Source organism: Bradyrhizobium sp. SZCCHNRI20481, from assembly GCF_032485055.1.
Taxonomy (GTDB): Bacteria; Pseudomonadota; Alphaproteobacteria; order Rhizobiales; family Xanthobacteraceae; genus Bradyrhizobium.
In genome coordinates this window covers 156,943-175,513 of the sequence record NZ_JAUEUE010000019.1, presented here as the reverse complement: position 1 = coordinate 175,513, position 18,571 = coordinate 156,943, and the positions used below count along the sequence as shown (strand labels likewise).

21 protein-coding genes and 1 other RNA gene are annotated in these 18,571 nt (G+C 66.0%); 6 read left to right on the top strand and 16 right to left on the bottom strand.

Features of this window, described 5'->3' with window-relative positions; all coding sequences use genetic code 11:
* The 7 genes from ybgC to QX132_RS28040 form a co-directional block, all read right to left on the bottom strand.
* The coding region (gene ybgC / locus QX132_RS28070) for a tol-pal system-associated acyl-CoA thioesterase (protein ID WP_316163384.1) at positions 1-374 on the bottom strand (374 nt) is incomplete at its 3' end.
* A gap of 80 nt (positions 375-454) precedes the next feature.
* A complete protein-coding gene (locus QX132_RS28065; RefSeq protein WP_315797015.1) occupies positions 455-1,375 on the bottom strand; it encodes a metallophosphoesterase in 921 nt (306 codons plus the stop codon).
* An 81-nt stretch (positions 1,376-1,456) separates the two neighbouring features.
* Positions 1,457-2,503, bottom strand: coding sequence for a Holliday junction branch migration DNA helicase RuvB (ruvB, locus tag QX132_RS28060; protein ID WP_315753251.1), 1,047 nt, complete (start codon positions 2,501-2,503; stop codon positions 1,457-1,459).
* Entirely contained in the window at positions 2,500-2,919 is a 420-nt protein-coding gene (locus QX132_RS28055; RefSeq protein ID WP_315734375.1) for a cytidine deaminase, read from the bottom strand. The genes ruvB and QX132_RS28055 overlap by 4 nt, the downstream gene beginning before the upstream one ends.
* A gap of 46 nt (positions 2,920-2,965) precedes the next feature.
* Positions 2,966-3,583: a Holliday junction branch migration protein RuvA gene (gene ruvA / locus QX132_RS28050; protein ID WP_315775404.1), complete on the bottom strand. Its 618-nt coding sequence runs from the start codon at positions 3,581-3,583 to the stop codon at positions 2,966-2,968.
* On the bottom strand, positions 3,580-4,107 hold the full coding sequence (gene ruvC / locus QX132_RS28045) for a crossover junction endodeoxyribonuclease RuvC (protein WP_316163383.1): 528 nt from the start codon (positions 4,105-4,107) through the stop codon (positions 3,580-3,582). The genes ruvA and ruvC overlap by 4 nt, the downstream gene beginning before the upstream one ends.
* Before the next feature lie 73 nt (positions 4,108-4,180).
* A complete protein-coding gene (locus tag QX132_RS28040) occupies positions 4,181-4,927 on the bottom strand; it encodes a YebC/PmpR family DNA-binding transcriptional regulator (RefSeq protein WP_316163382.1) in 747 nt (248 codons plus the stop codon).
* Positions 4,928-5,145: 218 nt separating this feature from the next.
* Here QX132_RS28040 and QX132_RS28035 point away from each other — a divergent pair, with 218 nt between their 5' ends.
* Entirely contained in the window at positions 5,146-6,894 is a 1,749-nt protein-coding gene (locus QX132_RS28035) for a methyl-accepting chemotaxis protein (protein WP_316163381.1), read from the top strand.
* Between the two features lie 45 nt (positions 6,895-6,939).
* Entirely contained in the window at positions 6,940-8,370 is a 1,431-nt protein-coding gene (locus QX132_RS28030; protein ID WP_315734386.1) for a methyl-accepting chemotaxis protein, read from the top strand.
* Positions 8,371-8,379: 9 nt separating this feature from the next.
* Here QX132_RS28030 and QX132_RS28025 read toward each other — a convergent pair whose 3' ends face one another.
* The 5 genes from QX132_RS28025 to QX132_RS28005 form a co-directional block, all read right to left on the bottom strand.
* Complete coding sequence (locus QX132_RS28025; RefSeq protein WP_315734388.1) at positions 8,380-9,204, bottom strand: TIGR00282 family metallophosphoesterase; 825 nt, start codon at positions 9,202-9,204, stop codon at positions 8,380-8,382.
* 1 nt (position 9,205) lies between these two features.
* Positions 9,206-9,787, bottom strand: a complete 582-nt coding sequence (locus tag QX132_RS28020; RefSeq protein ID WP_316163386.1) for a 5-formyltetrahydrofolate cyclo-ligase — start codon at positions 9,785-9,787, stop codon at positions 9,206-9,208.
* A gap of 107 nt (positions 9,788-9,894) precedes the next feature.
* Positions 9,895-10,056, bottom strand: a non-coding RNA gene (ssrS, locus tag QX132_RS28015) — 6S RNA.
* 318 nt (positions 10,057-10,374) lie between these two features.
* On the bottom strand, positions 10,375-10,725 hold the full coding sequence (locus QX132_RS28010; protein ID WP_316163380.1) for a hypothetical protein: 351 nt from the start codon (positions 10,723-10,725) through the stop codon (positions 10,375-10,377).
* 9 nt (positions 10,726-10,734) lie between these two features.
* Positions 10,735-12,351, bottom strand: a complete 1,617-nt coding sequence (locus QX132_RS28005) for an IS1182 family transposase (RefSeq protein WP_316160100.1) — start codon at positions 12,349-12,351, stop codon at positions 10,735-10,737.
* Positions 12,352-12,760: 409 nt separating this feature from the next.
* Between QX132_RS28005 and QX132_RS28000 the strand changes: the two genes are divergently transcribed.
* Together QX132_RS28000 and QX132_RS27995 are read left to right on the top strand one after the other, a co-directional pair.
* Positions 12,761-13,216 (top strand): DsrE family protein, encoded by a 456-nt coding sequence (locus QX132_RS28000; protein ID WP_316163379.1) that lies wholly within the window; start codon positions 12,761-12,763, stop codon positions 13,214-13,216.
* A 117-nt stretch (positions 13,217-13,333) separates the two neighbouring features.
* Positions 13,334-14,584 (top strand): TAXI family TRAP transporter solute-binding subunit, encoded by a 1,251-nt coding sequence (locus QX132_RS27995; RefSeq protein ID WP_316163378.1) that lies wholly within the window; start codon positions 13,334-13,336, stop codon positions 14,582-14,584.
* Positions 14,585-14,658: 74 nt separating this feature from the next.
* Here the strand turns inward: QX132_RS27995 and QX132_RS27990 are convergent, their stop codons facing one another.
* The gene (locus tag QX132_RS27990) at positions 14,659-15,300 is read right to left on the bottom strand and encodes a glutathione S-transferase family protein (protein WP_316163377.1); all 642 of its coding nucleotides are present in this window, start codon (positions 15,298-15,300) and stop codon (positions 14,659-14,661) included.
* 3 nt (positions 15,301-15,303) lie between these two features.
* Positions 15,304-16,572, bottom strand: a complete 1,269-nt coding sequence (locus QX132_RS27985; protein WP_316163376.1) for a serine hydrolase domain-containing protein — start codon at positions 16,570-16,572, stop codon at positions 15,304-15,306.
* A gap of 211 nt (positions 16,573-16,783) precedes the next feature.
* Between QX132_RS27985 and QX132_RS27980 the strand changes: the two genes are divergently transcribed.
* Positions 16,784-16,987, top strand: coding sequence for a hypothetical protein (locus QX132_RS27980; RefSeq protein ID WP_316163375.1), 204 nt, complete (start codon positions 16,784-16,786; stop codon positions 16,985-16,987).
* 65 nt (positions 16,988-17,052) lie between these two features.
* Positions 17,053-17,439 (top strand): ester cyclase, encoded by a 387-nt coding sequence (locus tag QX132_RS27975; protein ID WP_316163374.1) that lies wholly within the window; start codon positions 17,053-17,055, stop codon positions 17,437-17,439.
* Between the two features lie 303 nt (positions 17,440-17,742).
* Here the strand turns inward: QX132_RS27975 and QX132_RS27970 are convergent, their stop codons facing one another.
* Both QX132_RS27970 and QX132_RS27965 read right to left on the bottom strand, forming a co-directional pair.
* Entirely contained in the window at positions 17,743-18,126 is a 384-nt protein-coding gene (locus QX132_RS27970) for a cell division protein ZapA (protein ID WP_315734404.1), read from the bottom strand.
* Positions 18,123-18,473: a DUF4164 domain-containing protein gene (locus QX132_RS27965; protein WP_315771745.1), complete on the bottom strand. Its 351-nt coding sequence runs from the start codon at positions 18,471-18,473 to the stop codon at positions 18,123-18,125. Before QX132_RS27965 ends, QX132_RS27970 begins: the two co-directional genes overlap by 4 nt.
* Positions 18,474-18,571: the final 98 nt, after the last annotated feature.

Below are 18,571 nucleotides of genomic sequence, written 5' to 3'. Positions count from 1 at the left end.
ACTCTCACGTCGGCCTTGACGAGCACCTCCTCGCCGCGCCTGACCTCCTGCGCCAGCGTGATCGACGCGCCCTTCACCGCCACGGGCCAGGTGACGACGTCGAGCACGTCGTCCATGCGCGCCGGCCGCAGGAAGTCGAGCGTCATCGAACGCACGACGAAAGCGAAGCCCGGCATCTCGCTTTCTGCCTCTGCGAACAGCGCGTGCTGCTCGGCGCCCATCAGCCGCAGATGATTGGTGCGGCCACGCTCCATGAAGCGGAGGTAGTTGGCGTGATAGACGATTCCGGAGAAATCCGTGTCCTCGTAGTAGACCCGCACCTGCATGTGGTGGCGGCCGTCGCGGATCTCGCCGTCGAGATGTTGGTGGGTCAAGGGAAGCCCTCGATCGTCGGAAATGGCGATCGTTTCGCCCAGTTCAACGGCCAGCGCAAGAGCAGGCTAGCAAGAGCAGGCTAGGACGTCACCTCGACGGGTTCCCTGCCGACGGTGACCAGCACGATCTCCGGCGGCATGCCGATCCGGACTGGCATGATGCTGCAGCCGAGGCCGCCGGAAACGATCACGTCGCATTGGGTGCGGATGTGGCCGTAGGCCAGATTGACGCCATTGCGCGCGGGAACGGCCGGCGACCAGCCGAGCACACGAACCTGCCCGCCATGCGTATGCCCGGAGAGCTGCAGCGCCACCCGCGACGGCACCCGGAGCGCAACGTCGGGCTCATGCGCCAGCAGGATCACCGGCGCGCTGTCCGTCACCTTGCGCAGTGTGCTCGCGAGATCATCGATGCCGATCCGCGGCACGGACCGGAAGCGCCTGGCCGGCATGTAGGCCAGCTGATCGCCGAGGCCGGCGAGCCAGAAGGCATGGCCGTTCTTGGCGAGACGCACGACGTCGTTCTCGTAGACAGGAATGCCGGCGGCCTCGAGCGCCTTCTGGGCATACGGCGCGCCGCGGCCATCGCGCTGCACGGTTCGATCATCCCAGTAATCATGATTGCCAAGGATGGCGTGCACGCCCAGCGGCGCCTTCAGGCCGCCGAGCACCGGCGCCCACTCCGAAGCGTCGATGCGTCCGATGTGATGACGATGGCCGGCGACGTAGTCGCCGAGCAGGACGATCAGATCCGGCTGCAGCGCGTTGGTCCGCTGGACGATCCCGTCGATATGCGCCAGCGACATCCAGGGATCGCAAGCGTGGATGTCGGCGATCGCCGCGATCTTCAGTCTTAGCCCAGCCGGCCAGTTGCGTGGATGGATGTGATAGTCGGTGACGCCCAGGCGGAGCGGCTCGACGCCGACGCCATAGGTCGCGGTCGAAAAACCGGTCGCGGCAAGACCGCCTGAGAATGACAGAAAGCGACGGCGTGACAGCATGGACGAACTCCTCGCACGCAATCCTTCTTCGATCATTGCAACCGATTTCGGGTGCGTCCGTGCAGATTGTCAGCAGCTTCGTTAAGCATCGTCCTCACTGCCGAACAGGCCGAACTGGCTGGGATCGCGGTTCGGCTCGGCCATGCCGAGATGCCGGAACGCATGCGAGGTCAACAGCCGGCCGCGCGGCGTGCGCTGCAGATAGCCGCACTGGATCAGATAGGGCTCGATGATGTCCTCGATCGCGTCGCGCGGCTCCGACAGCGCCGCCGCCATGGTCTCGACGCCGACCGGCCCACCGCCGTAGTTCAGGGCGATGGTCGAGAGATAGCGCCGGTCCATTGCATCGAGCCCGGCGGCATCGACCTCCAGCGCGCTCAAGGCATGATCAGCGATGGCGCGATCGATCGCGCTGGCGTTCGCCGCCGAGGCGAAGTCACGCACCCGGCGCAAGAGCCGGCCGGCGATGCGCGGGGTACCGCGGGCGCGGCGCGCGATCTCGTTGGCGCCGTCGGCGGTCATGCCAACGCCGAGCACGCGGGCACCGCGCGTCACGATGCCCTCCAGCTCCTCGACCGTGTAGAAGTTCAGCCGGATCGGGATGCCGAAACGATCACGCAGCGGATTTGTCAGCAGGCCTGCGCGCGTCGTCGCGCCGACCAGCGTGAACTTCGACAAGTCGATCTTCACCGAGCGGGCCGCCGGTCCCTCGCCGATGATGAGGTCGAGCTGAAAATCCTCCATCGCAGGATAGAGCACCTCCTCGACCGCCGGGCTGAGACGATGGATCTCGTCGATGAACAACACGTCGCGCTCTTCGAGGTTCGTCAACAACGCCGCCAGATCGCCGGCCTTGGCGATGACCGGGCCCGATGTGGCGCGGAAGCCGACGCCGAGCTCGCGCGCGACGATCTGGGCCAAGGTGGTTTTGCCAAGACCAGGAGGACCGACGAACAGCACATGGTCGAGCGCCTCGCCGCGCTTGCGCGCCGCCTCGATGAAGATCGACAGATTGGCACGCGCCTGCTGCTGGCCGACGAACTCGGAGAGCTGCTGCGGACGCAGCGCGGTGTCACCGACATCGTCGGAGCGCCGCTCCGGACTGACCATGCGCGCAGGCGGCTTCATTCGTTGCCGCGCCTGTATTTGTTCGGCAGCAGCTCGCCGATCGTCACCGCCGCAGGCCCCTTGCCGTTCGACGGCACGATGACGCGCGCCTTGGCATCGTAGTCATGGATCAGCTCGCGGCAGGTGCCGCAGGGCGAGACCACGGCGACCTCGCCCGGCTCACCCGGCTTGGGATGACGCACCGCGACGATGGTCTCGATGCCGTGATCGCCGTGCTCGGTGATGGCGCGGCCGATCGCGATCGCCTCGGCGCAGACGGCGTTGCGGCCGAGATAGGCGTCGATGTTGACGCCGGTGATGATGCGGCCGTCGCGGGTGCGCACGGCCGCGCCGACCTCCTGCCAGTCGTTGCGGTAGCGGCTCTTCACCGCTGACGCCGCCGCCTCGATCAGCTCCTTGTCCTTCTTGCTCACCATGGGGGAAATGATTGTCCTTCTGCTCGCCCGGCCGGGCGACGATAGCCTATTTCGCCAGCTCCTTGAGACCGAGGCGAATGAGTTGCGCGGTCTCGGCCTTGTCGCCGGCCGCGCGAGATGCTGCCGCGATCGCGGCGGCCGCCTGCGGCTGGCCGTAGCCGAGATTGATGAGTGCGGAGATGGCATCCGCGATGGGCTGCGGCGCGCGCTGCTCCTCGATCGCACCAGACAGCCTGACCACGCCGGGATCGACATCGGCGAAGGCCGGCGCCTTGTCCTTCAGCTCGGTCACGATGCGCTCGGCGACCTTGGGGCCGACGCCCGGCGTGCGCGCCACCGCCGCCTTGTCGCGCAGCGCGATGGCGTTGGCGAGATCGGCCGGCGGCAACGTGCCGAGCACCGCGAGGGCGACCTTGGCGCCGACGCCCTGCACCGTCTGCAAAAGGCGAAACCATTCCCGTTCGACATCCGAGCGAAAACCGAACAGCTTGATCTGGTCCTCGCGCACATAGGTCTCGATCGACAATGTGGCGGCTTCACCCGGTGACGGCAAGGCCTGCAACGTCCGCGCCGAGCAGTGCACCTGGTAGCCGACGCCGCCGACGTCGAGGATGACGAAATCCTCGGTGGTGGAATCGATCAGCCCCTTGAGCTTGCCGATCATAGCCCGGACACCTTCATGCGCAGCGCCTGGCCCTGGCGGTGATGGGCGTGGGTGATGGCGATGGCGAGCGCGTCCGCTGCGTCCGCCGACGGCGGCTCGGCCTTGGGCAGCAGGATCTTCAGCATCACGGCGATCTGGCCCTTGTCGGCATGGCCAGCGCCCACCACGGTCTTCTTGACCTGGTTGGGGGCGTATTCGGCCACCGAAATCCCGAACATGGCCGGCGCCAGCATGGCGATGCCGCGGGCCTGGCCGAGCTTCAGGGTCGCAACACCATCCTTGTTGACGAAGGTCTGCTCGACCGCAGCTTCCATCGGGGTGTAGCGGCCAAGCACCGCGGAAAGCCCCTCGTGGATCGCCAGCAGCCGGCTCGCCAGCGGCAGGTCGTCGGGCGGCTCCACCGAGCCGCAACCGACATAGATCAGCCGGTTGCCCTCGCTCTCGATCACCCCCCAGCCGGTGCGGCGGAGGCCGGGATCGATCCCAATGATACGGACGGCTGCGCGAATCGGCTGGGCTTTCATGGGATAGAGATAGCCTTGCGCCACACCGATGGAAACATAAACGGAACGGACGAACGACGTGGTTAAGCGTCCGTCAACCGCCCATCTTCGCCATCAGCGCGTCCGAGATCTCGAAATTGGCATAGACGTTCTGGACGTCGTCGTGCTCGTTCAGCAGATCCATCAGCTTCAGCAGCTTCTCGGCGGTCTCGTCGTCGACCGCCACGGTGTTCTGCGGCTTCCAGGTCAGCGCCGCCTTGCGCGGCTCGCCGAACTTGGCCTCGAGATTCTTGGCGACCTCGCGCAGGCTCTCCGGCGAGGCATAGATCTCGTGCCCCCCCTCGCCCGAGATCACGTCGTCGGCGCCAGCCTCGATGGCGGCGTCCAGCACCGCGTCATCCGAGGCGACGCTGCGGTCGTATTCGACGATGCCGACGCGGTCGAACATGAACGACACCGAGCCGGTCTCGCCGAGATTGCCGCCGGATTTGGTGAAGTAGGAGCGGATGTCGGAGGCGGCGCGGTTGCGGTTGTCGGTCAGCGCCTCGACGATGACGGCGACGCCGCCCGGGCCATAGCCCTCGTAGCGGATCTCGTCGTAATTGTCGCCTTCGCCGCCGAGCGCCTTCTTGATGGCGCGCTCGATGTTGTCCTTGGGCATGTTCTCGGCCCGGGCGGCGACCACGGCGGCCCGCAGCCGCGGGTTCATCGCCGGGTCCGGCGTGCCGAGCTTGGCGGCGACGGTGATTTCGCGCGCCAGCTTGCCGAACAGCTTGGACTTCATCGCATCCTGCCGGCCCTTGCGATGCATGATGTTCTTGAATTGGGAATGGCCGGCCATGCGAGGTCTCTTGAAATCGTAGGGATCAGGTGGGGGAAGCGCGGCCTTATAGGCCGGGAATCGTCAAAATCAAAGATTTGAGGTGGATTCAGGGTGGCCGCCCCCTTCGAAGAGCCGGTTGGCTGCCCTGCACCATAAGCCAAATGTTAACCACGGCTTCACAGTCAAGTGCAACGATGCCGCCCCTCTGCACCTTTTCACCGCACCGGGGCCGCCCCATGGCGTTTGGTTTCCTTGCAAGACGACCCTCTGCGCCCGATCCGGTGGCTGAACCGAAACCGGTGGCCGCGCCGGAGCCGCCGGCGTCGTCGGATGCCGATTCGGCCAAGGCCATCCTCGACCTGCTGGAGCTGGAACTCGGCGGCATGATTCGCCAGCTCGAGCGCGCCGCCGATGCGGTCGCCAGCGGCGCCGAGGCGACGGCGGGCACGCTGACGGACATTCGCCAGCGCGCCGATTCGCTGAGCGGCCGCAGCAGCGCCGCGCAAGGAACGGCGGCGACGTTCGCCCACGCCGCAGAGAAGGTGACCCAGTCCGCCCACGGTATCCGTGCCCAGGTCCAGGACGGCGGCCAGCTCGCCGACCAGGCCAGCGCCGCCGCCACGGAAGCCCGGGCCAACGTCGACCGCCTGCGCGAGTCCTCGGCGGCGATCGGCAACGTCGTCAACCTGATCTCCCAGATCGCGCGCCAGACAACCCTGCTCGCGCTCAACTCGACCATCGAGGCCGCTCGCGCCGGCGACGCCGGCCGCGGCTTCGCGGTGGTGGCGACCGAGGTCAAGGCGCTTGCCGTCCAGACCCAGAACGCGACCGAGGAGATCACCCGCAAGATCGAGGCACTGCAGAAGGACGCCGCCGGCTCGGCCGACGCCGTCCACCGCATCGCCCAGGCGATCGAGGCGATCCGCCCGGTCTTCACCAACGTCAACGGCGCCGTCGCCGAGCAGAACCAGACCACCGGCGAGATGTCGAACAATGCGGCGCAGGCCTCGCAGTTCATATCCTCGGTGGTCGACAGCGCCGCTGACATCAGCAGCGCCACCCAGCAGGCCGAGAGCTATGGCGAGCGCGTCACGAACGCCGGGCGCGCCGTAACCATGTACGCCCAGAAGCTGAAGGCGCGCTGTGCCGTGCTGCTGCGCCAGGGCGATCGGCCCGTGCGCAGCGGCAGCGAGCGCCTGCCTTGCCATCTCAAGCTCGAGATCAAATCCGGCGCCCGCACGATCACGGCCGCGGTCTACGAGATTGCCAACGACGGCGTGCTGATCACCGGCCCCGACGCGAGCCGTCTCGCCGTGAACGAGGGGGTCGACGCCGTGCTGGAGGACGTCGGCCCGTGCCGCCTGCGCGTCACCGAGCAGGTGAAGGCCGGCGCCCAGGCGCGGTTCGATGCGCCCAATGCCGAGCTGCGCGAGAAGATCGAGGACAAGCTCTGGGCGCTGCACGAGGAGAACAATGAGTTCGTCACCCGCGCCATGGAAGCCGGCACCGAGCTGAACCGGATGTTCGAAAGCGCCGTCGCGCGCGGCGAGATCACGCTCGAGGACATGTTCGATACCAACTATGTCGAGATCCCCGGCACCAATCCGCAGCAGCACCGCAGCCGGATTCTCGACTGGGCCGAGCGCGTGCTGCCTTCGTTCCAGGAGGCCTTCCTCGCCAAGGACCAGCGCATGGCGTTCTGCGTCGCGATCGATCGCAACGGCTATCTGCCGGTGCACAACCGGATCTATTCGCATCCGCAGCGGCCGGGCGACGCAGCCTTCAACACCGCCAACAGCCGCAACCGCCGCATCTTCAACGATCCGGCCGGGCTCGCCGCGGGCCGCAACCAGCGGCCCTATCTGATCCAGAGCTACGCGCGCGACATGGGCAACGGCAACACCGTCATGATGCGCGAAATCGACGTGCCGATCCGGGTTCGCGGCCGGCACTGGGGCGGCTTCCGCACCGCCTACAAATTGTGAGTCGAGCGGTGATTTTCTGATCCTTTCAAGCCCTGGAGCCTGGACATGTCGGTCGCGCAACGCGCCATTCTGGAAAGTCACGACGCGCGCACCGGCGCCGAGCGGCTGATCGACGAGATCGCCGACCGCATCGGCGGCCTCGGCGTCGAGCTTGCCGACGTCGCCGGCAACGTCCAGGAGGTCGCCGCCCGCGTCAGCTACCAGTCGCAGCGGTTCGGGCATCTGCAGGCCACCGCCAAGACCATGGTCGCGGCCAATCACGACATCGCCACCGCCTCGCAGGCGGTGCAATCGGCCACGACCGCCGCAGTGGGCGACATCGCCCAGTCGCGCAACGTGGTCGACACCGCGGTGCGGCACATCGCCGAATTGGTCGACTCCGTGGAGCGGATCGAGCAGCGGCTCGGCTCGGTCGGCGATGCGCTGTCGCAGGTCGCCAAGGTCTCGGTCGCGATCGAGGCGATCGCCAAGCAGACCAACCTGCTGGCGCTGAACGCCACCATCGAGGCGGCCCGTGCCGGCAGCGCCGGCCGGGGCTTCGCTGTCGTCGCCAGCGAGGTGAAGTCGCTCGCCGAGGCGACTCGCCAGGCCACGCAGCAGATCGGCGACACCCTGCGCGGGCTCGACTCGCAGGTGAAGAGCCTGCTCGGCGAGAGCGGCCAGGCCTCGTCGCGCGCCAAGACGGCGGGTGAAGGCGCCCAGCAGATCGGCGGCATCATCGTCCGCGTCCAGGACGGCTTCACCAGCGTCGGCCAGGAGATCGACGGCGTGGCGAAGGCCGCGACCTCCAACCTCGCGCATTGCGACGCCGTGATCAGCGAGCTCAACGAGCTCGCCAAGGGCGTCGACCAGTCCTCGGTCGAGCTCAAACAAGCCGACAGCCGGATCGCCAAGCTGCTCGATCATTCCGAGGCGCTGATCGGGCTGATCGCCGAGAGCGGCGTACAGACCACGGACGCGCCGCTGATCAGGACCGTCGTCGACACCGCCCGGCAGATCTCGGCGACCTTCGAGGGGGCGATCGACCGCGGCGAGATCACGCTCGCCGACCTGATGGACGAGAGCTATCGCGAGATCCCCGGCACCAATCCCAAGCAGTACATGACGCGCTACGTCGAGTTCACCGACCGCGTCCTGCCGGCAATCCAGGACCCGATCCAGGGCAGCGACCCGCGCATCGTGTTCTGCGTCGCCTGGGCGCGCGGCGGCTATCTGCCGACGCACAATCCGAACTACCGCAAGCCGCAGGGGCCCGATCCGGTCTGGAACAACGCCAACTGCCGCAACCGCCGGCTGTTCGACGACCGCGCGGTGAAGAAGGTGGCCGCCGCCAGCAACAAGCCGTTTCTGCTCCAGACCTACCGCCGCGACATGGGCGGCGGGCAGTTCGTGCTGATGAAGGACCTGTCCGCGCCGATTGTCATCAAGGGCCGGCATTGGGGCGCGTTCCGGATGGGTTTTCGCCTCAAGGCCTGACGCAGGCTCTCATCCTCCCCAGAACGCCGGCCTCGTCGGCGACAGCCGGCCGCCGATGCGCACCGGCGCGACCTTGATCGCAAGCCCGGTGCCGTTGTCGGTCTCGACCGCCACGCCGCTCAACGTCGCCTCGCCGGAGGCCGGCTCGAAGCGCGCCGACGGGATGCCCGACTGGAAGCGGCGCAGCGGCTCGTCCTTCTGCATGCCGATGATGGAGTCATAATCGCCGGTCATGCCGGCATCGGTCATGTAGGCGGTGCCGCCGGGCAGGATCCGGTGATCGGCCGTCGGCACATGCGTATGGGTGCCGACGACAAGGCTGGCGCGGCCGTCGCAAAAATAGCCCAGGCCCTGCTTCTCGCTGGAGGCCTCGCAATGCACGTCGACCACGATCGCATCCGCCGCCTCTCGCAGCGGACAGGCGCCGAGCTCGCGGCCGACCGCCGCGAACGGATCGTCGAACGGCGTCATGAACACGCGCCCGAGCACGTTGACCACCAGCGCGCGGGCGCCGTTCTTGGCGTCGATCAGCGCGGCGCCACGGCCGGGCGTGCCTGCCGGATAGTTCGCAGGGCGCACCAGGCGCGGCGCGCGCTCGATGAACACCAGTGCCTCGCGCTGATCCCAGGAGTGGTTGCCGAGCGTGACCGCGTCGGCGCCGGCATCGACGAGCTCCTGATAGATCGCCTCGGTGATGCCGAATCCGCCGGCCGCGTTCTCGCCATTGACGATGACGAGATCGAGCGCCCAATCGCGGATCAAGCCTGGAAGGTGGTCCGAGACGGCGCTGCGGCCGGCCCGGCCGACGACGTCGCCGACGAAGAGAATTCGCAACTCAATTGCTCCGGAAATCCAAGGTCTCGCGCTCGGTTAGCACATAATCCAGCGCCGCGTCGTGGGCCAAGGCCGGGATGGCCTCGGTTTCCTGAATGGCGAAGCCGAGGCCGACGCCGATGACGTGATGCATCTTCCGCAGGTGCGAAAAGGTGTAGTCGTAGTAGCCCCCGCCGTAACCGATGCGGTGGCCGGTGCGGTCGAAGGCGGCGAGCGGCACCAGCATCACATCGGGCACCAGCTCGGCGGCTGCCGGCGACGGCTCGGGGATGCCGAGCGACCCGAGCGTCAGCCGGTCGCCCGGCGCGAAGGCGCGGAACGAGAGCGAATGGCCGCGCGCCAGCACGACCGGCAGCGCCAGCCGCGCCCCCTGCCCCGCCAGCTCACGCAGCAACGGCATCGGATCGAGCTCGTTGCGGACCGGCGCATAGCCGGAGACGACCGTGCCGGGCTCGAATGCGAAGGGGAGCCCGCGCGCGGCGATCGCCTGCGCGGCCACGCTCCGCGTCTCGTCGCTCAACGCGTCGCGCGCGACAAGGGCTGCGGCTCGGAGCTGCTGCTTGGTGTGCTGAGCGGCCTTCATCGGCATGCGACGTGACCTCCGTGACGGGCGGGCGGACGCGGGCACGCAAACGTTGCAGAAACGCAGCAGGTCGGCAACCGAAGGGGAGAGGAGAGACGGAAAACAAGCGCGAAGCCGCAATCGCCGTTGAAACGCTCGATCCCGGAGTTCCCTACGAAAGTAGGTGGGCACCATATGTCCAGGTCCACAGACCTGGCCAGGGACAGTTCCCTAAAGGATCGATAAGGCCCCGGGGATATGTTGGTTCCGGACGCGCGTCGCAGCCTCGCAGTTGCAATGTAACCATCACGGGATGATTTTGCCAGCGGTGGAAGCGGGTCGAGGCGCGACACGGTTGCCAACATTCGGCGTCGTCGCCCGGCCCGACCGGGCGCGCAGTACGCCGTGACGGCGATGGCGAAATCGAGGGACCGCGGCGCACACTGCGCCGGCGATGACAGCGATGGGGCGGCGGCAACACAACAGAACATGGCATGGGCTCGCGTCCTCGCGACGCGTTGCGTCCGAGCTGTTGATCTCGATCGCCCCCCTCAAGACAGAGGGCACAGGGAAGGCCGGGCGTCGGCTGACGCCCGTGGCCCGCCTGCTCAAAAAAATGCAGGCGGCAGGTACCACAGGTGCAGCCGGAAACACCCGGCCTTCCCTGCGCGACGGTTTGAACGGCTGCTTCGCGATCTCCTTGGTGCGCCGGGCTTGTTGGCCACCATGCGCGACAACGCGCTTGCGCGCATTGCGCGGGACACCAGCATCGGGGTGTCAGGACCACGCGACTTGACCGTACGTGCATCGCCGTTCGTCCGCGTGAAGTAGCTCACGCTGCGGCAATCCACGCCCATCGCATCCCACTGCCAACGGTCCGTGACGGTCGCGAAACGCCCCTCATGCGGCAGCAGGACGGGCGGAAAGATCGACCTGATTTGCCCGACGAGGCTGGGCAAGAATCCGAATTAGGGGGGTGAGAGGGCTCGGCGCGGTGCAATTTCGAGCCATGACTGCATCATGGTCCAGAATCGGATCAGGGCAAGCGAAACCGCCTCCCATGCGCCCCTCGCTTCGCCGGAAGTGGCATGTAGAGCTGCAAGAGCCCATTCGGCGATGCGGGCGAGGAAGTCGTCGAAGCCGAGAATGTTGAGGGCGCGGGTGAGATTGTAGCAGAGCGCCATGAGGCTCCATTCCCCGCGAACCTTGTCGAAGCCGCGGACAAGGAAGTGCTGATAGCCGGCGCGGCACTTGAGCGTGCCGAACGGGTGCTCGACGATGGCCGAGCGGCGGCGCATCAATTGGCCGGCCTGTTCGCTCGCCATCCTCTGGCGGTGACGATCCAGCACCTCTTCGTGCTCCCATCGAGAGACGCGGCGGCTTTTTTCCTTCGCAGAGAGACAAGACGCCTTGAGGGGGCAGATGCCGCAAGTCGCCACGGAGGCCAGGTAGCGGCGTTCCATCCTGCCGCTCGTATTCTTCCAGAGCTTCTTTGTTGGATGCAGCGCTTGGTCTGCGGGACACTGGTAGGTGTCGGTCGCGGAATTGTAGGTGAAGTCACCTCGCGTGAAGCGACCGTGCTTCTTGCCATTGCCGTGATGCAGCGGGACATAGGCGGTGACGCCGTCATCCTCGCAAGCCTTGATATCCTCGCTGTTGTAATAGCCAACATCTGCCAGTATCTGCAGCGCCTCGACCTGGAGGCCCTCCTTGGCCGCCTTCGCCATCATATGAAGGTGTCCTGTATCGCTGCGATTGACGACCTCGCTGGCGATGATCAGCTTATGCTTGTCGTCGACGACGCTCTGGACATTGTAGCCTGCGATCGTCTGGTCGCCCTTGCTCAGCAGTCGCGCATCGGAATCGGTCTTCGACACCTGTCCCTTGTCGCCCTTGTCCAGGTTCTCCAGATCGGACTGTGCGCGTTCACGCCTGGCCATCAGCTCCTTGATCTTGTCCCCGACATCGCCGCCATCCTTGTTGCCATCCTTGCCGTCGTCGGGCTGCTTGGCTTCCGCCGCGTCGTTGGTGTCGAGAGACTTGCCGTACGCCTCAATCTCCTCATCGAGCTTGGCGATCTGTTTGGCGAGCTTCCCGCGCGTGAAGATGCTGTCCTTGCTGGCATTGCCGTGGAACAGCGCGCCGTCGACCGCGACCAGGGTCCCGCCGATCAACCCGATCTCCTGCAGCAACAGGACGAAGCTACGGTTCGCCGCCTTCAAGGCAGCCCAGTTCTCCTTGCGGAAGTTCGCAATCGTCCGATAGCCGGGCTTCAGGTTCCTCAACAACCAGATCAGCTCCAGATTGCGGCCGGCTTCACGCTCGAGCCGGCGCGACGATCTGACCTGGTTCAGATAACCATAGAGATAAAGCTTCAGCAGGTCCGCCGGATCGTACGGCGGCTGCCCGACACCCGATCCCCTCCGCTTGGCGTGGCGGAAGCCAAGCTTGGCCAGATCGAGAGCGTTGACGTAGCTGTCAATCGCACGAACCGGATTGTCCGGCCCGACATAATCCTCAATCCGAGGCGGAAGCAGGCTCTCTTGATCGCGGCTCTCGCCGCTCTTGAACGGCCGATTCGTCATGCCCCCAAATCTTACCGTGAACACTGAGTTCTTGCCCAGCCTCGACGTGACAAGCCGCGCAGCCTGCGACATCGTAACGCGACGGGCAGTTTGCGCATGATGGATATGTGCGGATTGGCCGTCATGCAGTTTACGACGTGCATCTGCTCGCGTGCCGCCAGCCCAGCATTCCGCCGTCGTCCCGGACTAGCGCGCCCTTGCGCCGAAGCAATCCAGGATCTCTCCGCAGATGCAGTCTTGATTGCCTCGCTGCGCTCGCAATGACGCCCTGGCGATGACGGCGCTCCCGCGGCAGCGCCGTGTCGGCAGCGCATAGTGTCGCCACGATTGGGGCTCATCGGTCGAAGCTGAGGTTGTGGCAGATCATGCCCACATCCCAATGCCGTGTATCGTACATTGGAGTCCTGGCATGCGCTTCGATCTCAAATCTGTCACGGCCGCCTGCGCGCTGCTGATCGCGTCGGCTGCCGCGAGCCTCGCCGCCGACGTCAAGATTCATCGCGTCTCGATCCAGGTCGATCAGAACGATCCGGCGATCATGAATCTGGCGCTGAACAACGCCACCAACATCATGGAGACGTTCAAGGAGAAGGGCGAGGAGGTCGAGATCGAGCTCGTCACCTATGGACCCGGGCTGAACATGCTGCGCGAGGATACCTCGCCGGTGAAGGACCGGCTCAAGCAGATCGCAGAGCTCAGCTTTCCCGCCAAGATCAGGTTCTCCGCCTGCAACATCACCAAACGCGGCATGGAGAAACGCGAAGGACATCCGATTGCGATCGTCGCCGAAGCGAGCCTGGTGCCCTCGGGCGCAGTGAGGCTGATGGAATTGCAGGAGAGCGGCTGGAGCTACCTGAAACCTTAGGTAGTTTTTGCCCCAAAACTGCCAGGTTTAGGGCTCATTGAGATACGATCTTGGATTGATCTGTGTCATCAGTCTGCTCGGGGGAATGGCGAGCAGACGCGATCGGGGACTAGTCACATGCACAGAGTACTCGCCCGGCCGGCGCTGCTGGTGCTGGCAACGCTTTCGGCTGCCTTGCTCACCCCCGTCGGCGCGGTGCTGGCGCAAGAGCAGTCCGCCGCTCCGCTCTCGATCAAGCCTGCGCGCGCGTCCGAACGGCGGGCCGTCCAGCGTCGGGTCTCCGAGACCCGCGCGCCCGAGCCACGGAGCACCTCGGATGAAGCCGCCATCAAGACGCGTATGAACCAATGGACCGTCGGCCTGGCCGCGGGCCTGCCCGACGGCGGCTTCGTCCGCCTCGCCAGCGAGATGGCGCGGACGATGGACGATGGCGACAACATGCGCCTGATCCCGATGGTGACGCGCGGCACCACCTCGAACATCGCCGATCTCCTGTATCTGCGCGGCGTCGACGTCGCCGTCACCTACGCCGATGCGTTCGACTTCTACGCCAAGCAGGCCGGCCTTTCCAACATCAACGACCGCATCCGCTACGTGCTGCGCTTCTTCATCTCCGACGTGCACATCTATGCGCGCGAGGAGTTCAAGTCGCTGCAGGATCTGAAGGGCCAGAAGATCGCGGTTGGAACGGCCGGCGTTGCCGCCGCGCATACGGGGCAGCTGATCTTCCGGCGCCTCGGCATCGACATCGAGCCTGTCGCCATCGGTGGTCCTGTTGCGCTGGAGAAGCTGCACAAGGGCGAGATCGCCGCGATGGTCTATGTCGCCTCCAAGCCCGGCGAGCTGTTCAGCGGCAAGAAGGCGGATCCTGGATTCCACTTCGTGCCGGTGCCGTACACGCAGCAATTCTCGGATTTCTACTATCCGACCAGCATCAAGGCCGACACCTATCCGGGGCTGGTCGCACCTGACACCGCCGTGGAAACCATCGCTGTGCCGTCGGTGCTGGCCGTCTACAACTGGAAGCCGGGCAGCGACCGCGCCGACCGCGTCAATCGCTTCGTCGATGCGCTGTTCACCAACCTCGCGCGGCTGCAGCAGCCGCCGTTCCATCCGGGCTGGAAGGATCTCAATCTCGAGGCCCAGGTGCCGGGCTGGCAGCGCTATCCCTATGTCGACGCCGTGCTGGAGCGGATGAAGAACGAGGCCAATGTCGGCCTGCCGCCCGCCGCGACCGGCAGTCTGTCGCAGCAGGAGCGCTTCGAGGCCTTTCTCGAATCGCAGGCCAAGGCGCCGACCTCGAAGGCGGAGAAGGAGGAGCTGTATCGCTCGTTCCTGGACTGGAGCCGCAAGCGGCAGGGGAAGTGAGGCGATCGGGCTTCACAGCGATCGCCTCTACGCCGGATGACGTCATTGCGCGGTGGCACGCGGGCTGAGCGGGATCAGCTCAACAACAACGCCATGCCCGGGTCGCCCTTGGCCATGGCGCGCTGATAGGCCGGGCGGGCGCCGATGCGCGCGAGGTAGGCGCGGATGTTCGGGAACGGCGCGAGGTCGTAGGGCAGGAAGTAGCGCATGGTGGTGAGTGAAAACACCGTCATGATGTCGGCGGCGGTAAGCGCGCCGCCTGCCAGATAGTCCGCCTCGCCGCAGCGCGTCTCGACGGCTGCAAAGGCGCGGTCGAGCCGCCCCCTGATAGCGCCGAGCACGGGATTGTCGTCCGGCAGATTGAGCCGGTTGAGGATCATGAGCCGGCCCATCGCGGCCTGCAGGGTGCCGTTGGCGAAATGAAGCCAATAGAGGAACGGCGCGAAGCTCGGATCGTCCGGCCCGGGCCGCAACCGACCGTGGCCGTATTTGGCGATGATGTACTCGACGACCGCGCCGGACTCGGCGAGCACCAGCTCGCCGTCGGTGATCACGGGCGCCGCGCCGATCGGATGCAGCGCCTTGTACTCGGGCGGCGCCAGCATCGTCCGGGCGTCGCGCGTGTAGCATTTCAGTTCGTACGAAATTTCCAGCTCCTCGCAGAGCCAGACGATACGTTCGGACTGCGACTTGCCGAGGTGATGAACCGTGAGCATGCGCTATTTCACCATCGCGCCATAGACGATGTCCTGCACCTGCTCCCGATAATATTTGCGCAAGTCCCCAGGCGCCGCCGTGCCGACCACGACGACGAGACGCTCCCTGGGATCGCAGAAGAACTGCGTGCCATAGGCGCCGTTCCAGCTGAACTCGCCGGGATTGCCGGGCACCGCCGACAGGCCCTCGCTGACGCGCACGGCGACGCCGAGCCCGAAGCTGAATCCGGCGCGATGCGGCTCGACAGTGGCGACGGTGTTCTTGATCTCGGACCCGAGATGGTTGGAGGTCATGTGGTGCACCGTCTTCGGACTCAGGATCCGCACGCCATCGAGCTCACCGCCATTGAGCAGCATCTGGCCGAAGCGGACATAGTCGCCGATAGTGGCAAACGAGCAGGCGCCGCCGCAGTCCGACTTCGTCGGCGTGTCCAGGAGCTTGATCGCCTGCGGCTTGCCGGTCAGCGGATTGTTCGGAAACGGATGCGCCAGCCGCGGGCGTTGTGCGTCGGTCGGCGCGAACGTCGCGTCCTGCATGCTGAGCGGCTTCCAGACATTGGTTGAAAGATATTCCCCGAGCCGCTGCTCGCTGACCTTCTCGATCACGGCTCCGAGCACGTCGATCGAGAAGCCGTATTCGAACTGCGTGCCCGGCTGATGCGCCAGCGGCAGCTTGGTGATGCGCTCGATGAAGGCCTGGGTGTCGCCTTCGATCGCCGGCGCCGTGCCGTCGGGATAGAGCCGCGCCACCGCGCTCGAGCTGTCCGGCCGGCCGCCATACATCAGGCCCGAGGTGTGGCGGTAGAGATCATGGATCAGGATGGGGCGGGCCTGCGGCACCAGCAGCAGCGCGCCGTTCTCCTGGGTGACGCCGACCTTCATGTCGGCGAAGGCCGGATAGTAGTCGGCGAGCCTGGCCTGCAGCGGCAGCCGCCCCTGCTCCATCAGCATCAGCCCGCCGACCGCAGTCATCGGCTTGGTCATCGAGGCCAGGGCGAAGATCGCGTCGAGCGGCATCGGCGTGCCCTTGACCGGATCGAGCTGGCCGTACGCCTTGTAATGCACGAGCTTGCCGTCACGCGCGATCGCCACGACCGCGCCGGGCACGCGCTTGGCGGCGATCTCGCGAGCGAAGAAATCATCCATGCGTGCGAGACCCGCCGGCGAGAAGCCGACCTCGTCGGGCTTGGCTTCCGGCAAGGGCGCGGCAGCGACCTGCGTGATGATCATGGTGAAGGCTGTGGCTACGGCCGCCTTGAGCAGCGTCTTCATGGGCACTCCCTGATGCGCGGACGATCCCGTTTGTCGCCACGGGATTCAATGGCTCCGCCTGGACAATGAGTAGAGGACACAGGGAGGAACGACAAGCGGTCGCAACACGATCGCATCGCGATGACGTGATCGGCTTCGCTGCCGCACAATGGCGAATCCGCGCGACCAATCGAGGGGGACGGGTGAGACGCGCTGACACGCGAGATCACGCATGCTGAGGACGATCGGACTCATCCTTCACACGCTCTGGGCTGTCTGCGCGATGGCGACAGGCACATTCGCAGGTGTTGCCGTCGGCCTTCACTCAGGCGGCTGGATCGGCGCCGTCGTGCTGGGCGTCATCGGCCTGACCGTCGGCGCCCTGGCAGCGGCATTCCCGTTGGAAACCATCGCACTGATCTTGGGAGGACTTTGATCCCTGGTCGGAACCGTTGCCGTTGCGAGAGGTTGCCTGCTCTCGTTTCGAACGGACACAGCGCCATGACCGGACCCGAGCTCGCCAATCACTATCGCGCCTACATCGCCTGCCTGAATGCGCAGGCCTGGCCGCAGCTCGGCAATTTCGTGCACGAGCACGTCGTTCACAACGGCCGGCAGCTCGGACTCTCCGGCTATCGCGACATGCTGATCGGAAACTTCGCCGACATTCCCGATCTCCGCTTCGACATCGGCCTGCTGCTGTCAGACCCGCCCCTTGTTGCGAGCCGGCTGGAATTCGACTGCCGGCCTCGCGGCGCATTTCTCGGCCTTGCCATCAACGGCCGGCGCGTGTCGTTCACCGAGAACGTGTTCTACGAATTCCGCAACGGCAGGATCGCCGAGGTGTGGTCGGTCATCGACAAGACAGCAATCGAGGCGCAGCTGTGAATGCGAACGCGGGGCCGGCACTAGCGCCCCAATGTTGTCCGAACCTCGTCGCGCCATGTTCGCTTGGTCGTGGCCGGGGCTGTCGCCAAACTCTCCGCTGTCGTCCCCGCGAAAGCAGGGCCCAATAACCACAGCTGATTATTGTTGCACCCGTCCGCAGCCATCCTGGCCGATCGGGAGATCGCGCGGTATGGGTCCCGGCTCAAGGCCGGGACGACACCTTGGATGAGGCCGCGGGTCAGACAATCGCTGATGGAGAAACTCACAACGCGATTATTCGTTGCCGCGAGGGCTTGAATCACCTCACCCGATCGCCACACCACCGCCGATGGTGCGGTTGAGCACCTGCGTGGTGCGCTCGATGCGCTCGGCGGCAGCGTTCAGCGCTTTCGCCACCGCGACCTGAGTCGCACGAGCGCGGTCGGCGGACTGGTTGCGCACGTTGCGCAGGCCTTCGAGCTCCTGCTCCAGCACCTGCACGCGCTGATTGGCATCGATCAGCTCATCGCACACGGTGAGCGCGGCCATCACCGTGAGCCGGGCGTCGCCGATCTCGCCGAACTTGCCGCGCAGATTGGTGATGCGCTGCTCGAGACTCTCGGCGAGCTTGAGCAGCCTGAGCTCCTGGCCTTCCTCGCAGGCCATGCGATATTGGCGGCCGTTGATGGTGACGTTGATGTGGCTCATTCCTCGTCCTCATCGTCTTCAGCGGCGTTCTGCCCGTCGCCGCCAGCGAGCACGGTGCGGATGGTGCCGATCGCGGTGTCCAGACGTTCGGCGATCTCGCGATTGGTGCGCTCGAGCCGGCGCGTTTTCATCAACGAGCCGTCGAGCTCGTCGGCGAGACGCGAGCGGTCGGCGCCGAGCGCCTGGATGCGCGTGGCGAGCTCGTCCTCGTCACGATCCGCCTCGCGCCGCCGCTCGACCGCGCTCTCCAGCGCGTCGAGGGCCGTCATCAGTCGCCGCGTCGCCGCCTCGAGATCGGCGGCGCCGGGTTCCACCTGGCCGGTAAGATTGGCAGGGTGATCGTTCATGGCACGGATGCGAGGCCCTCGGAGCCAGCGGGATGCGACAAAAGCGCTGTCCGGCAAGCGGTTACGGGCAAAATCTTACGTGCTGGGCGAGCCAAGCG